The 14,434-nt window shown below is 67.0% G+C and carries 12 protein-coding genes, 2 tRNA genes and 1 pseudogene; 6 read left to right on the top strand and 9 right to left on the bottom strand.

Features of this window, described 5'->3' with window-relative positions; all coding sequences use genetic code 11:
* Positions 1-131: DUF3618 domain-containing protein (locus A5708_RS25960; RefSeq protein ID WP_155765901.1), on the bottom strand; the 131-nt coding region annotated here is incomplete at its 3' end.
* A 54-nt stretch (positions 132-185) separates the two neighbouring features.
* Here A5708_RS25960 and A5708_RS25955 point away from each other — a divergent pair.
* Positions 186-362, top strand: a pseudogene (locus A5708_RS25955) (DUF3618 domain-containing protein); the annotation flags it as partial.
* Here the strand turns inward: A5708_RS25955 and A5708_RS05290 are convergent.
* The 4 genes from A5708_RS05290 to A5708_RS05275 all read right to left on the bottom strand — a co-directional run bounded on the left by A5708_RS05290 (position 349) and on the right by A5708_RS05275 (position 4,167).
* Positions 349-2,088, bottom strand: coding sequence for a DUF3556 domain-containing protein (locus A5708_RS05290; RefSeq protein WP_065027620.1), 1,740 nt, complete (start codon positions 2,086-2,088; stop codon positions 349-351). The pseudogene A5708_RS25955 and the gene A5708_RS05290 sit on opposite strands and share 14 nt — an antisense overlap.
* Positions 2,089-2,241: 153 nt before the next feature.
* Positions 2,242-2,508 carry a hypothetical protein gene (locus A5708_RS05285; RefSeq protein WP_065027619.1) on the bottom strand — a complete coding sequence of 89 codons (267 nt, stop codon included), beginning with the start codon at positions 2,506-2,508 and terminating at the stop codon, positions 2,242-2,244.
* 137 nt (positions 2,509-2,645) lie between these two features.
* Positions 2,646-2,721 (bottom strand) — tRNA-Lys (locus A5708_RS05280).
* A 207-nt stretch (positions 2,722-2,928) separates the two neighbouring features.
* Positions 2,929-4,167 carry a GNAT family N-acetyltransferase gene (locus tag A5708_RS05275; protein ID WP_065027618.1) on the bottom strand — a complete coding sequence of 413 codons (1,239 nt, stop codon included), beginning with the start codon at positions 4,165-4,167 and terminating at the stop codon, positions 2,929-2,931.
* A 201-nt stretch (positions 4,168-4,368) separates the two neighbouring features.
* On the opposite strand from A5708_RS05275, the gene A5708_RS05270 reads away from it, so the two are divergent.
* The 3 genes from A5708_RS05270 (at position 4,369) to A5708_RS05260 (ending at position 9,039) form a co-directional block, all read left to right on the top strand.
* On the top strand, positions 4,369-6,750 hold the full coding sequence (locus A5708_RS05270) for an MMPL family transporter (protein ID WP_065027617.1): 2,382 nt from the start codon (positions 4,369-4,371) through the stop codon (positions 6,748-6,750).
* 13 nt (positions 6,751-6,763) lie between these two features.
* The gene (locus tag A5708_RS05265) at positions 6,764-7,666 is read left to right on the top strand and encodes a DMT family transporter (protein WP_065027616.1); all 903 of its coding nucleotides are present in this window, start codon (positions 6,764-6,766) and stop codon (positions 7,664-7,666) included.
* Between the two features lie 176 nt (positions 7,667-7,842).
* On the top strand, positions 7,843-9,039 hold the full coding sequence (locus A5708_RS05260) for a L,D-transpeptidase (RefSeq protein WP_065027615.1): 1,197 nt from the start codon (positions 7,843-7,845) through the stop codon (positions 9,037-9,039).
* A 6-nt stretch (positions 9,040-9,045) separates the two neighbouring features.
* Here A5708_RS05260 and A5708_RS05255 read toward each other — a convergent pair whose 3' ends face one another.
* From A5708_RS05255 to orn, 3 genes are all read right to left on the bottom strand, one after another.
* A complete protein-coding gene (locus A5708_RS05255; protein WP_065027614.1) occupies positions 9,046-9,429 on the bottom strand; it encodes a hypothetical protein in 384 nt (127 codons plus the stop codon).
* A 118-nt stretch (positions 9,430-9,547) separates the two neighbouring features.
* Positions 9,548-9,623 (bottom strand) — tRNA-His (locus A5708_RS05250).
* A 55-nt stretch (positions 9,624-9,678) separates the two neighbouring features.
* Positions 9,679-10,326: an oligoribonuclease gene (gene orn / locus A5708_RS05245; protein WP_065027613.1), complete on the bottom strand. Its 648-nt coding sequence runs from the start codon at positions 10,324-10,326 to the stop codon at positions 9,679-9,681.
* Positions 10,327-10,502: 176 nt separating this feature from the next.
* Here orn and A5708_RS05240 point away from each other — a divergent pair, with 176 nt between their 5' ends.
* The gene (locus A5708_RS05240; RefSeq protein ID WP_065027612.1) at positions 10,503-12,083 is read left to right on the top strand and encodes a helicase HerA-like domain-containing protein; all 1,581 of its coding nucleotides are present in this window, start codon (positions 10,503-10,505) and stop codon (positions 12,081-12,083) included.
* 23 nt (positions 12,084-12,106) lie between these two features.
* Here A5708_RS05240 and cmrA read toward each other — a convergent pair whose 3' ends face one another.
* A complete protein-coding gene (gene cmrA, locus A5708_RS05235) occupies positions 12,107-12,913 on the bottom strand; it encodes a mycolate reductase (protein ID WP_065027611.1) in 807 nt (268 codons plus the stop codon).
* 68 nt (positions 12,914-12,981) lie between these two features.
* On the opposite strand from cmrA, the gene A5708_RS05230 reads away from it, so the two are divergent.
* Positions 12,982-14,334, top strand: a complete 1,353-nt coding sequence (locus A5708_RS05230) for an MFS transporter (RefSeq protein WP_065027610.1) — start codon at positions 12,982-12,984, stop codon at positions 14,332-14,334.
* Positions 14,335-14,434: the final 100 nt, after the last annotated feature.

Below are 14,434 nucleotides of genomic sequence, written 5' to 3'. Positions count from 1 at the left end.
ACCCGGATCTTGAGGTCGTCGGCGAGGCGCCGAGGGTTGGCCCGCTCGGCAAGCGAGTCGACGGTGGCCGCCAGCTGGTCACGGGCGACGTCGATGTCCTGCTTGATGGCTTCGGGGTCCCGGTCCGCCACTGTGTCCTCCAAGTCGCCCACTATCCGGCTCATGCACCTGCCCGAACTACCCTAGATCAGCTGGCGGCCACCGTCGACTCGCTTGCCGAGCGGGCCAACCCTCGGCGCCTCGCCGACGACCTCAAGATCCGGGTGATCGGATTCGTGCAGAAGCCGGCGGTGCTGGCGTCGCTGGCCGGGGTGGGTGCCCTCGTCGTGGTGGTGGCGGTGCGACGCGTCAGGAATCGGTGACGCGGCCGGTCTGGACATACACCGGAATGTCGTCGGCCCAGGGCTGATTGGTGGCCATGTCGTCGATGTCGCAGTAGCCGCGTTCGAATTCGCCCGTCGCCGCGTCGACCAGCCGGTATTCCTGCCGCTGGTGGTGGATGGGCTGGGCGTCGAGGATGACGACCCGCACCTCGCCCGGCTCGAAGCCGCACCGCTGCTGCAGCGCCTCGATCAGGCACTCGTTGTGCATGTGCCCGTCGCCGAAGTTCCAGCCGATAACCATTGAGCACAGGACTTCGCCCTCACACAGGTTGTAATCGTCCTCGTCGTAGTCGGCCATGGCCCGGTGCGCCAGGGTCAGCAGCGCGCGTCCGTGGGTGTTCATGCCCCGGAACGCGAGGGCAAGGTGCAGCGGGATCAGGGTTTCCTCTTTGCTGCCGTACAACCGCTCGAGCTGGAGGTGCTGCATGGGGCCGAGGGCGCGGGAGCCGACGCGGAACTTCCCGTCGGCCGACGGCCGCACGCACCACAGCGTGGTGTCCCAGTTGCCGGCGTAGTACCGCATCCCGGGCAGGAACGAGACCTTGCGCGGATAAAGATTCCCGAGGACGACGGTGCCGGCGATGACCCCGAACAGGACGGCGATCGGCAGCGGGTGGGCGACGTCCGACAGCCCCAGGCTCGCGTGCGCGACGAACAGCCACAGCACGCCGAAGATCATGAACACGTTCCACTCCAGCGGCACGCCCATGGGGAAGGCCAGCAGGATGTTGAGGTGGAACACGATCATCACGAAGGCCGCCAGGGCCGTCGGCCACCCGCCGTGTGACAAGAGCAGCACCAGCGGGACCAGACCCTCCACCGCGGTCGAGAAGTGCGCGATGAAGCCCGCCAGTGCGCTGGGCCGCAAGTCGTCCGGATGGTGCTTGAACATCGACCGCTTGAGCGGGCCCGACGGGATGAACGGATTGTTCGCCAGCATGGTCGAGATCACGAACGGGAAGTGCTTGTTGAGTTTCGAGGTCGCCGCACCCAGCCAGATCACCATGAACACGACCTTGGCCCCGACGACGATGTCCGGCCCGGTGAACAGAAACGTCAGCGCCAGCGGCGCATAGACCTCGCCCCGCGCGGCCAGAAAGATCACCTTGTCGCGCAGGCTGAGCACGGCCAGCACCGCCAGAATCGCGCCGGTCCGCCACCACGGCAGCACGCCGATCACCGTGTGCAGAGCGGGAATCGGCCCGCCGCCGTCGGCCAACAGCGCGGACACGAGCAGCACCAACAGGAGCCCGTACAGCAACGCATCGAACGGAGTCCGGTTGCTGCCGTTGGTCAACGGCACTCGAGCGGGCCAGGGTGGCAATCGGATGGTGCCGGGCCGCAGCCAGTACAGGATCGATCCCATCGGGGGGAAGTAACGTCCGGCCAACGGGCCGAAGCAGCAGCCGAGACCGATGACCTCGAACAGCATCGTGAAGAGCACGGCCTTCTGAAACACGATCGGCTCCGACCACCACGCGCCGACTTGGGTGAAGCCGCCGATACCGGATGTCGACCAGGCGAACAGCCAGCCGCCGAGGATGTACAGCGCGATTTTCACGCCGTACATCACGTGCATCACCAGCGGAGTGCCGAACCCGTGCTCGGCTATGTGGCGCGCCATCGGCACAATGCGTTCGGCGCGTGGACGGGTGCTCCACTCGGCCATGTCGACGACGGGCAGATTCGGCCGGATGAACCCCATTGCAGCTCCTTCGACGCAGCGTGTCTCAAGGGGGCCTATCGGCGCGTCTGGCGCCAATCGGTGCCAGCAAGATACCTGCAGGAGGCGCTTTGCGGTGCGATACGACGGCTAACGGGTAGGGCGCCCGGCGCCGCTGTGGTGACGGTGGTCCGCTTACTCCCAGCCGGGCGGGTCGTTTTCGGCCATGTAGGCCTCCCATGCGGCGCGGCGCGCGGTCCGGGTGTGCAGGTCCTGACAGATCGCCTGCGCCTCGGCGGCGGTGGTGGCCCGGCCCAGGTCGTGGTGCACAAAGCCGTCATCGACGCGCTCGGCGCGGAAACCGCCCGTCGAGACCGCATGGACCCGGTACTCGCTGCGGTCGTCGATGTTGGCATGGAAGTGGCCCTCGTAGGGTTCGACCCACTTCAGCTCAGTTTTCACAAGTCCCCTCTGAAAAACCCCGTCGCACAGATATTAGGGCTCGCAGGGGAGCTGGGAAAAGGATTTCTCGGAGATTGTTACCCAACGGGCGAACCCCCACCGAAGTGGAGAAGCCCCCAAATAGATATCTGGTGGGCTGGTGCGCCGTCAGGGTTTCGAACCCCGGACCCGCTGATTAAGAGTCAGCTGCTCTACCAACTGAGCTAACGGCGCTTGTGGTCGGCCGAGACCGCGTAGGCGACAATAACAGGCGTTGCGCCACGGAGTGAAATCCCGACCTCGCTCCAGGATAGCGGCCCGGTGGCGAGCAAGTCGGTAATCGCTTGGGTTCACCTTGGCCGGCCATTGCGTGGCTGCCGTCAGCTTTTCGCCGCGCAATCCTGTGTACTGCTGAAAGATGTTGTCGTGCAATAACTTCGGTTATAGCACCGTGCCGCAGAAGGGTGTTCGGTCGGTGCCGAAGGCCGCGTCCAGCTCGCCCAGCGCTCCCTGGCGCACTTCGGTGATGCGGTTGGCGCGAGCCAGCTGGGAAGCCCGATGCGCCCCCATGTAGATGGTGGCCAAGTCGGCCAGCCCGATCTCGATGTCGGGGGACCCGTCGTGGGGCGTGCACTTCCCGGCGCCGTCGCGGATCTGCAGCTGGAAGCGCCCGCCCGCCAGCCCCAACGGGTCTGTGACCTCCAGCACGATGTCGGCATCGGCGCCGTAGGTGCGGGCGCCGAGCGCATCGGGGACATCGTTGATGCGCACCCACAGGAAGTCGCTGATGCCCTTGGTCTCAGCGGCGCGCTGGTCGACGAGTTTGAGCGGCAGCGGATCGTCGGGTGCCACGTCGATCTCGATGCGGTAGAACATCTCCAACACCAGGAGCGTCTGGAGCAGCTCGGTGTGCGCTTCATCGGTGATGGGGCAGAAGTCTTCGACGACCACGGTGCCCAGCGGCGGGCGGAACGCGTGCTGCTGCGAGCCGACGACCCGGTAGGTCAGGAAGCCGTCGGGGTGAATGGTGTAATGCAGCGCAGATCCGTTGCCGCGCTGGGTCGGTCGGTCGTCCAGCGAGTCGGCCCACCACGCGTCGTCTCGGGATATCGCGCCATTGGTTGCGGCACACCATCGTTCGTAGAGCTCGGGCAGATGCCGTCGCGCCTCGGCGGCGTTGACCTCGCGCGCCCGAATGCGGCTGGGCTTGTCGCGCAACTTCGCGAAACGGCGATCGATGGCATAGGTGTGGCTGTAGCTCGACACGCCGGCGCCGAAACCGTCGTACATCGCGGTCTGCGTCGGGACGCCACACACGACCGGATAGCCGCGGTCCAGCAATATTCCAAGACCCTTGGCGCTGAGTTGCGCCCAGAGTCCCTCGCCCTGATGCGTTGACGCGACGGCGATCATCGTGAGCCACGCGGCCCGCAGATTGCCACCACCCGGCACGGTGAGCCGCGAGCGGTAGATGATGGACGTCCCCACCAGATTTGGTTGCTCCGGATCGGAGACGTCCTCGGCAATGAGGATGTCCTCGAGGCTGACTCGGCGTTTCCACGCTTCGAGGTCCTCGGGCCCCACCGGGTCGCCGAAAGTGCGGGCCTGATTCTCAAAGACCGCCTGCCAGTCGTCTTCGGTGGGATGCCGAATATTGGTGCCGTCGTCCGTGTCGTCCATTGCGCATCCAATCTGGTTGTAGCCCAGGCAAACCGGCACCGCGCACACCGAACACAAGTACCGAGTGCGCTTTTAGGATCGATACCCGAGTGCCCGAACGTCAAACCTCGATCCGACTTTCGCGCGCCACGAATACCCGCTGATGTGAGCAATTCAATACCTGGCGGGTCAAATGGCGCGGTTTCGGGTAGGCGATACGCCATGCTGCAAGTAATCACCCGGCTTGCCATCGCCGCGCCGCGCCGCATCATTGCGATCGCGGTGCTGGTGTTTTTGGGCGCCGCGATCTTCGGGCTTCCGGTGGTCAACGGCCTTTCCGGCGGTGGTTTCCAGGACCCCACCTCGGAGTCGTCGCGGGCGACCGACACCCTTCGGGACAAGTTCAACCAGACAGATCAGCAGATGCTGATCGTGGTCACCGCCCCGACCGGCGCCCGCGGTGAGCAGGCGCGCCAGGTCGGCACCGAGATCGCCGACCAGCTGAAACGTTCGCCGTGGGTCCTGAGCGTGTCGTCGGCGTGGACGTCGCCGCCGGCGGCCGCAGCCCAGCTGATCAGTAAGGACGACAAGTCCGGGATGATCGTGGCCGGCCTCAAGGGCGGTGAGAACGACGCGCAGCGATACGCCGGCACGCTGACCAAGGACCTGGTGTACGACCGCGACGGCGTCACGGTGCGCGCCGGCGGGATGGCCGTGGCGTACGCGCAGATCAACGACCAGAACCGGCGCGACCTGCTGCTGATGGAATCCATCGCGATTCCGCTGAGCTTCGCGGTGCTGGTATGGGTGCTCGGCGGCGTGGTGGCCGCGGCCATGCCGATCGTCTTGGGCACGCTGGCCATCGTGTGCACCATGTCGGTGTTGCGGCTGATCAGCTTCACCACCGACGTGTCCACGTACGCCCTGGACCTCAGCATCGCGATGGGCCTCGCGCTGGCGATCGACTACAACCTGCTGATCATCACCCGCTACCGCGAGGAACTGGCCCGCACCCAGGACCGGAACCAGGAGCTGATGCGGCAGATGGATCGATACCAGGCCCTGTTGCGGACCATGGCGACCGCGGGCAGGACGGTGCTGTTCTCTGCCACGACGGTCGGGTTGTCGATGGCCGTGATGGCGCTGTTCCCGATGTACTTCCTGAAGTCGTCCGCCTACACCATCGTGGCCACCGCGGCCATCGTCGCGCTCGCGACCGTGGTCGTCACCCCGGCCGCGATCGTGCTGCTGGGGCCCCGATTGGACACGATGGACGCCCGCCGGGTGATGCACCGCATTCTGCACGGGCAGCGGCCGTTCCGTGATCACGCGCACAAGCCGCTGGTGGCGCAGTTCTGGTACCGCTCGACCAAGTTCGTCCTGCGCCGCGCCATGCCGACCGGGCTGAGCGTCGTCGCGATGCTGCTGTTGCTGGGGGTTCCTTTTCTCGGCGTGAAGTGGGGTTTTCCCGACGAGCGCGTGCTCCCTCGATCGGCGTCGGCGCGCCAGGTGGCCGACATGCTGGACCACGATTTCGCCAACGGGTTGGGGAACTCGGTGTCCGCCGTCGTGCCGGACGCCCACGGCGTGACCCTCGATGACCTGCAGGGTTACGCCGCCGAGCTGTCCCGGGTGCCCGACGTCTCCGCGGTCACCGCACCGACCGGGACGTTCGTGGCCGGAAATCGGGTGGGACCGCCCGCCGCGGCCACCGGCATGGCCAACGGCAGCGCCTTCCTCACCGTGGACAGCACGGCGCCGCTGTATTCGCAGGCCTCGAACACCCAGCTCGACCGACTGCATCGGGTCGGCGGGCCGGCTGGACGTTCGGTGCAGATGACCGGGCTGGCGCAGATCAACCGCGACAGCGTCGATGCGATCACCAACCGACTGCCCCTGGTGTTCGGGCTGATCGCCCTGATCACCTTCACCCTGCTGTTCTTGCTCACCGGCAGCGCGGTGCTGCCGCTGCAGGCGCTGGTGTGCAACGTGCTGTCACTGACGGCGGCATTCGGGGCGATGGTGTGGATCTTCCAGGACGGCAACCTGGGTGCGCTGGGTACCACGCCCAACGGAACGCTGAACGCGAACATCCCAGTGTTGTTGTTCTGCATAGCTTTTGGGCTGGCCATGGACTACGAGGTGTTCCTGGTCTCACGTATCCACGAGTACTGGCTGGCCTCGCAAGCCGCCCAGGAGACGCCACCGACCGCGGCCGAGGCGCGCGCCGCCACCGACGAGAGCACCGCGCTGGGCATCGCCGGTATCGGCCGGGTGGTCACCACGGCCGCGCTGGTGATGTCGATTTCCTTCGCCGCGTTGATCCCCGCGCACGTGTCGTTCATGCGGATGCTGGGTCTGGGCCTCACGCTGGGTGTGCTCGTCGACGCCACACTGGTGCGGATGGTCTTGGTGCCGGCCTTCATTCACCTGCTTGGCCGCTGGACGTGGTGGGCTCCCCGGTGGTCGGCGTTGTTGCGGGACCGGTCCGCGACGGGGGAGGGCGAGGCCGTCGCGGTGGGCCGGCGCCGCTGGGCCGCCGATGCGCCCAGGGTGACCATGGGCAGAAGGTGGCCCACCAGGGCAGCACCCGGCCGAAGTTGACACGGAAACCCTTATGGCTCACGCGAATATCGCCGTACTGCTGGCATTGAGCTCCGCGCTGTGCGTGGCGAGCGGTGACGTGCTGCAGCAACGCGCGGCGCACTGCATCGCCGACCGATCGGTAAGCACCGTCGAATTGTTCGCCGGCCTGCTGCGCAATCAGCGGTGGTGGTGGGGCGCAGTGCTTTTGGTGGCGAGCATCGGGTTGCAGGCCGCGGCGCTGGGCGAGGGCTCGGTGCTGATGGTGCAGGCGCTGCTGATGTCCTCGGTACTGTTCGCGCTGCCCATCAACGCCTGGTTTTCGCACCGCACCGTGACCGGCGGCGAATGGGTGTGGGCCGCTCTGCTGACGGCCGCGGTGATCGTGGTCGTGGTCGTCGGCAACCCCGAAGCCGGTCAGGCGGGCGCGTCGCTGCGAACCTGGGCCGGCGTGGCCGTCGTCCTCGGGCCGCTGCTGGTCGGGTGTGTGGTGGCCGGCCGGATCTGGGGTGGTGCGGCGGCGGCGGCGCTGTTCGCGTTCGCGTCGGGGTCGCTGTGGGGCGTCTTCGCGGTGCTCGCCAAGGAGGTCGTCGCCCGGCTGGGCGATGGCGCGGGCGCGGTGACCCGGACCCCGGAGCTGTACGCGTGCATTCTGGTCGCGGTGGGGGGCGTCGCGTGGAGCCAGTCGGCGTTTCGGGCGGGTCCGCTGACCGCGTCGATGCCGACCCTGCAGATGTCGCAGCCCGTGGTGGCGGCGGTGCTCGGCGTGGTCGTGCTCGGCGAGACGCTGAACACGGGTCGCGCCGGAATGATCGCCCTGCTGGCGGCCGCGCTGGTGATGACGGCGGCCATCGTCAAACTCGCGCGCGTCGAGGCCGTCAGCACCCGCGACAGGGTCGGGGCGCAGCCGCGCGACGAGGTCGGCTCGCCGGCCTGATCGGCGCGCGGCGGGGCCCCGGACCCAGCCCGAATGACGAATTCATTGCGGTGGTGACACCGATCGGCAGCCCCGCTTTGGATGGGCATGGAGTGTCGGTAAAAGCCATTAGAATGCCTGCAGCTACCTCGCTGGTCAGCGGTGACCAACTGGAGATTCATACGGAAGGTCACTGGATGACGCATTTGCGGAGGCGACGATCGTGGCTGGTAGCCGCGATGGTTCCGATTGCTGTCTTCAGCGCCGCCTGCAATGGAAACCACGCGGCTGCGCCAGCGAAGGTCATCTTCGACAAGGGCACCCCGCTGGCCGATCTGCTGGTCCCCAAGCTCACTGCCTCGGTGACCGACGGCGCCGTCGGTGTGACCGTGGATGCGCCGGTCACGGTGGCCGTCGCCGACGGCGTGCTCGCGTCGGTCACCATGGTCAACGAGAACGGTAGGTCGATCAGTGGGCAGCTCAGTCCCGACGGGCTGCGCTGGTCGACCACCGAACAGCTCGGCTACAACAGGCGCTACACGCTGAACGCGAAGGCGACCGGCCTGGGCGGCGCGGCCAGCAAGCAGATGACCTTCGAGACCAGTTCACCGGCGCACCTGACCATGCCCTACATCAGTCCGGCCGACGGCGACGTGGTGGGCATCGGTGAGCCGGTGGCGATCCGCTTCGACGAGAACATCGCGAACCGCGCGGCCGCCCAGAAGGCCATCAACATCACCACCAACCCTCCGGTCGAGGGCGCGTTCTATTGGCTCAACAACCGCGAAGTCCGTTGGCGCCCAGAGCGTTTCTGGAAGTCGGGAACCGCCATCGACGTGGCGGTCAACACGTACGGAGTGGACCTGGGCGACGGGATGTTCGGCGAGGACAACGTCAAGACGCACTTCACCATCGGCGACGAGGTGATCTCGACGGCCGACGACACCACGAAGACGGTGACCGTGCGGGTCAACGGTGATGTGGTGAAGACCATGCCGACGTCGATGGGTAAGGACAGCACCCCAACCGCCAACGGCGTCTACATCATTGGTGCGCGGTTCAAGCACATCATCATGGATTCCTCGACCTACGGCGTTCCGGTCAACTCGCCCAACGGATATCGCACCGAAGTCGATTGGGCCACCCAGATGTCCTACAGCGGGGTCTTTGTGCACTCCGCACCGTGGTCGGTGGGCGCCCAGGGCCACACCAATACCAGCCACGGGTGCCTGAACGTGAGCCCGAGCAACGCCGAGTGGTTTTACGACCACAGCAAGAGCGGCGACATCGTCGAGGTGGTGCACACGGTCGGGCCGACGCTGCCGGGCATCGAGGGGCTCGGCGACTGGAACATCCCGTGGACGCAGTGGAAAGCGGGCAACGCCAACACCTGACGGCGGTCAGTCGATCTTTTGCCAGGTCCCGCAACTGCGCGTCATGAACGCGGTATCGGTCGGCAAGATCCGGACCACCTGAGGGCCGTCGCCGACGTTGTTGTCGATGATGTCGTTGGTGTTGAAACTGCGCAGCCTGGCCCAGTAGCACCCGTACTTGCCGCCATCGGTGCGATAGGTGCCCGCCGCGATGTCCTTGTTGACGATGAAGGTGCCGTTGTTCTCGATCGAGGTCTTGGGCCCCGGCGGGGGTGGCGGGGCGACGGTCATCGTCACCGTTTTGGTCTCGGCCGGCACCGTCGACGTGACGGTCATCGTGGTCTGAGTCGACCCGCCGCAGCCCGCGAGGAACAGCGCGACCCCCGCGACGGCCGCCGCCCCCGGGCGCATGCGTCGGGGTCGGTGCGGGGCGGGACGATGGCTATTCACTACTTTCCAGTCGCGTGTGCGTTTGCGCGGAAACGGTAGCACCAAAAAAGGTCAGGGAGCGGTGATACTCCCTGACCTGTGGGGTGAGTGACGGGACTCGAACCCGCGACATTCAGGATCACAACCTGACGCTCTACCAACTGAACTACACCCACCACGGCCGCAAGCCGACCCTCGCACGATGACGGTCAACGAACGGCGACGTCGATACTAGCCGGTTGGCGGCGCGCTGGCCGAATCGCTGGGCCCCGGTGCGTCCTTTCCGCCGTCCAGGGCGGTGACCACCGCCTCGATTTCGCTGGTAGACGGTCCCGGCGGCGGGACGAACGCGGTTCGCCGGTAGAACTGCAGCTCGCGGATGGATTCGTGGATGTCGGCCAGGGCCCGGTGGGCCAGTCCCTTGACGGGCTGACCGAAGTAAATCCGCGGGTACCAGCGCCGGCACAGCTCTTTGATCGAGCTCACATCGATCATGCGGTAGTGCAGAAACGAGTCCAGGGCGGGCATGTCGCGCACGATGAAGGCGCGGTCGGTGGCGATGGAATTGCCGGCCAGCGGCGCCGTCTTGGGTTGCTTGACGTGTTCGCCGATGTAGTCCAGCACCATCGCCTCGGCGGTCGCCAGGTCGACGGTGGACGTCCGCACCTCGTCGGTCAGCCCGGAGCGCGAGTGCATTTCGGTGACCACGTCGCCCATCGCCGCGAGCGCGGCATCGTCGGCATGGATCACCACGTCGACCCCCTCGCCGAGAATGTTCAAATCGGCGTCGGTCACCAGCGCCGCGATCTCAATCAGCTTGTCCGAGCCCAGATCAAGTCCGGTCATCTCGCAGTCGATCCACACCAATTCGTCTCGCACAGCGCTCAGACTAGTTGTGATCGCAAGTGCGGCGGTGCCGGGTGCGGCGGGCCGCCACCGTGACACGAGCCCCAGCTGACGCCCGCGCCGGACCTCGCCCCCGGATGAGCTGGAGAAGTAGGGTGAGCGTTGTCGAACTGCATGCCGAATCATCGTCGGAAGAGGGGCGCAGCACGATGAGCACTGATTCAGCGGCCACGGCCGCGACGCGGATCGCCGAGGGCTATGCCGTCGACGGCCAGGCATTGGAATTGGGCACTGTCGTCATCGACGGCGCGGCCGATCCGACGGCGCAGATCCGTATCCCGTTGGCCACCATCAACAGGCACGGCCTGGTGGCCGGGGCCACCGGAACAGGCAAGACCAAGACGCTGCAACTGATCGCCGAGCAGCTCAGCGCCGCGGGCGTCCCCGTGCTGATGGCCGACGTGAAGGGCGACCTGTCCGGGTTGTCCAGGCCCGGCAAAGGCGACGACAAGACCGCCGCGCGGGCCAAGGACACCGGCGACACCTGGGAGCCAACCGGGTTTCCGGTCGAGTTCTTGTCGTTGGGCACCAAGGGAATCGGCGTGCCGATACGCGCGACCGTCGACAGTTTCGGCCCCGTTCTGCTGTCAAAGGTATTGGGGCTCAACGCTACTCAAGAGTCGACGCTGGGGCTTATCTTCCACTGGGCCAAGGATCAGAACCGCCGGCTGGTCACCACGGACAATCTACGCGGTGCCATCGGCTACCTCACCAGCGATGCGGGCAAGGAAGACCTGAAATCCCTGGGCGGTGTGTCGGCGACGACTGCGGGCGTCATCCTGCGGGCGCTGGTGAACCTCGATGCCGAGGGCGGCGACACCTTCTTCGGCGAGCCCAAGCTCGACCCGAACGATCTGCTGCGCGCCAATGACCAAGGCCAGGGCATCATCTCGCTGCTGGAGTTCACCGGTCAGTCGGTGCGTCCCGTGATCTTCTCCACGTTCCTGATGTGGCTGCTCGCCGACCTGTACACCCAACTGGACGAGGTCGGTGACGTGGACAGGCCGAAGCTGGTGTTCTTCTTCGACGAGGCGCACCTGTTGTTCGCCGACGCGTCCAAGGCCTTCCTCGAACAGGTCGAACAGACCGTCAAGCTGATCCGGTCGAAGGGCGTCGGGGTGTTCTTCTGCACCCAGCTGCCCACGGACATTCCCAACGACATCCTCTCCCAGTTGGGCGCCCGAATTCAGCACGCGCTGCGGGCGTTCACGCCCGACGACCAGAAGGCGCTCAGCCGGACCGTCCGCACCTACCCGAAAACCGATGTGTACGACCTGGAGTCGGCGTTGACGTCGCTGGGAATCGGCGAGGCGGTGGTCACCGTGCTGTCCGAGAGGGGCGCGCCGACGCCGGTCGCGTGGACCCGGATGCGGGTGCCGCGCTCGTTGATGGCGTCGATTGGCACCGGGGACATCGAGGCCACGGCGAAAGACAGTCCGCTGCAGGCGAAGTACGGCCAGACGGCTCCCCAGCCCGCGCAGCCGCAGGCCGCCCCGCAGCCGCCGCAGGCTCAATCCGCCCCCCAGCCGCCGCAGGCCCAGTCCGGCTACCCGCCCGTCCCGCAGAACGAGCCGGTGCCGCCGATGCCGGAGCCCGCGGAGCCCAAGGGCCCGAAGCAGCCCTCCATGTGGGAGGAAGTGCTGCAGAACCCGACGGTGAAAAGCGGGATCAACACCGCGATACGCGAAGCGGTCAAAAACATCTTCGGTACCGGCCGGCGCCGGAAGTAGCCGGAGGTAGCTGGAAGTAACCCCTACCCGCCGCCCAGCTTCTTGTAGAACGCGCCGACGATAGGCGCCACGATGGCGCGCGGCCCGTACCCGCTGGCCACCGACATGGCCTTCGACGTCAATCCCGGAACGACGCGCATCTTGTTGCGCGCCAACGCATCCAGCGACACGCGCGCGGTGTGCTCGGTCGAGATCCACAGGAAGTCCGGCACCAGCCGCTCGACGATCGAGGCCTCGGTGTCGTCGGGCAGGTCGGTCCGCACCGGGCCGGGCGCCAGCAGCGTCACGTTGACACCGGATCCGCGCAGCTCGCCGCGCAGCGACTCGCTGAAGGTGTTCGCGAACGCCTTGGTGGCCGCGTAGGTGGCGTTGTAGGGAATCGGCGAATTGCCCGCCGCCGAACCGGAAATCAGGATCCCGCCAGACCTACGCTCGACCATTCCCGGCAGCACCGCCAACGTAAGGTCATGCACCCCAAGGACATTCAGCTGCAGCTGGGCCTTTTCGCCGGCCGGATCGAGCGTGGCGACCGGACCGAACGTCGCGGTGCCCGCGTTGGCACACAGGATCGAGATCGGGCGGGACGCCAGCTCGTCACACAGCTTCGCGCGTTCGCCCGGGTCGGCCAGGTCGGCGGGGCGCACGTCGACGATGACGCCGTACTTGTCGGTCAGGCGGGCGGCCAGGTCCTTGAGCAGGTCTTCGCGACGCGCGGTGACGATCAGGTTGTGTCCACGTGCGGCGAGTTCGGTGGCCAGCGCCTCACCGATGTTCTGCGAAGCTCCGGTCACAACGGCGCGCGCCTCGGGGCTTGGAGCGGGTAGCGGCATGCGCCAATCGTAGACAGCGGGCGAAACGGCGCCCGCAGCCGATCGCGAGCGCCTATAGAGTGCCGGGAATGAGCCAGCCGGAGTCGCGTTCCGTCAGCCCCGCGCGATCGCGGGTGGTGGCGTGGGCGCTCTGGGACTGCGGCTCGACCGGTCTGAATGCGATCGTGGCGACCTTCGTCTTCGCCGTCTACCTGACCAGCAGCGTTGGGGTGGGGATATCCGGCGCCACCACGCCGGCGAGCTGGTTGGGCCGCGCGGCGGCCGTCGCCGGTCTGACCGTCGCCGTGCTCGCGCCCGCCGTCGGCGTGTGGGTGGAGTCCCCGCACCGCAGGCGGGTGGCGTTGAGTGTGCTGACCGCCACGGCGGTGACGCTGACCTGCTTGATGTTCTTCATCCGGGACAGCCCCGGCTACCTGTGGGCCGGTCTGGTGCTGCTCGGGGCAACGGCGGCCTGCGGCGACTTGGCCAGCGTCCCGTACAACGCCATGCTGCGTCAGCTCTCGACGCCGCAGACGGCCGGGCGGATATCCGGATTCGGTTGGGCGGCGGGTTATGTCGGAAGCGTGCTGCTCCTGCTGGTGATCTACACCGGCTTCATCTCCGGATCCGGCAAGGGGCCCGACGCGACGCGCGGCCTGCTGCGAGTTCCCTTGCGGGACGGACTTTATGTCCGCGAGGCGATGGTGGTGGCCGCGATCTGGTTCGCGGTGCTGGCGCTTCCCCTGCTGTTGGTCGCGCACCGGCTGACGGAGTCGTCGCAGGGACACCAGCCGACGAGCATGCTGGGCGGGTACCGCAAGCTGTGGACCGAGGTCGCCGCGGAATGGCGGCGCGACCGCAACCTGGTGTACTTCCTGTTCGCCAGCGCGCTCTTCCGCGACGGGCTGGCGGCGATCTTCGCGTTCGGCGCGGTGCTCGGCGTCAACGTGTACGGCATCTCCCAGGCCAACGTGCTGATCTTCGGGGTGGCGGCCAGCGTGGTCGCCGCGGTGGGCGCGGTGCTGGGCGGGTTCGTCGACCACCGGGTCGGATCGAAGCCCGTCATCGTGGCGTCACTGTTCGCGATCGTCGTCCTCGGGCTGACGCTGATGGCGCTGTCCGGGCCGGTGGCCTTCTGGGTCTGCGGGCTGCTGCTGTGCATGTTCATCGGGCCGTCACAGTCGTCGTCGCGCGCCTTGTTGCTGCACATGGCCAAGCACGGCCGGGAAGGCGTCGCATTCGGCCTCTACACCATGACCGGGCGGGCGGTGGCGTTCGTGGCGCCCTGGCTGTTCTCGGTGTTCGTCGACGTCTTCGGCGCCGTGCGGGCCGGCCTGGGCGGAATTTCGCTGGTGCTGATCGCCGGATTGCTGGCGATGCTGGTGGTGCGGGTTCCGGCGCGCGGCGCCGCGGTGGCCGAACCCGCGGCCGAGCCGTCCTAGCCGGCGCAAAGCTAGCGGCTAGCTGTACCCGGCAGGGACGTTGTTGACGATTCGGCTGTGAGAAGGGAGGACCTCCGGGCTTAGTGGAGATGTCTGACGT

Source organism: Mycobacterium colombiense (assembly GCF_001672755.1).
In the GTDB taxonomy this organism is placed as follows: domain Bacteria; phylum Actinomycetota; class Actinomycetes; order Mycobacteriales; family Mycobacteriaceae; genus Mycobacterium; species Mycobacterium colombiense_C.
Note: the sequence above shows the minus strand (reverse complement) of the source record. Positions and strands in the feature narration are given on the sequence as shown.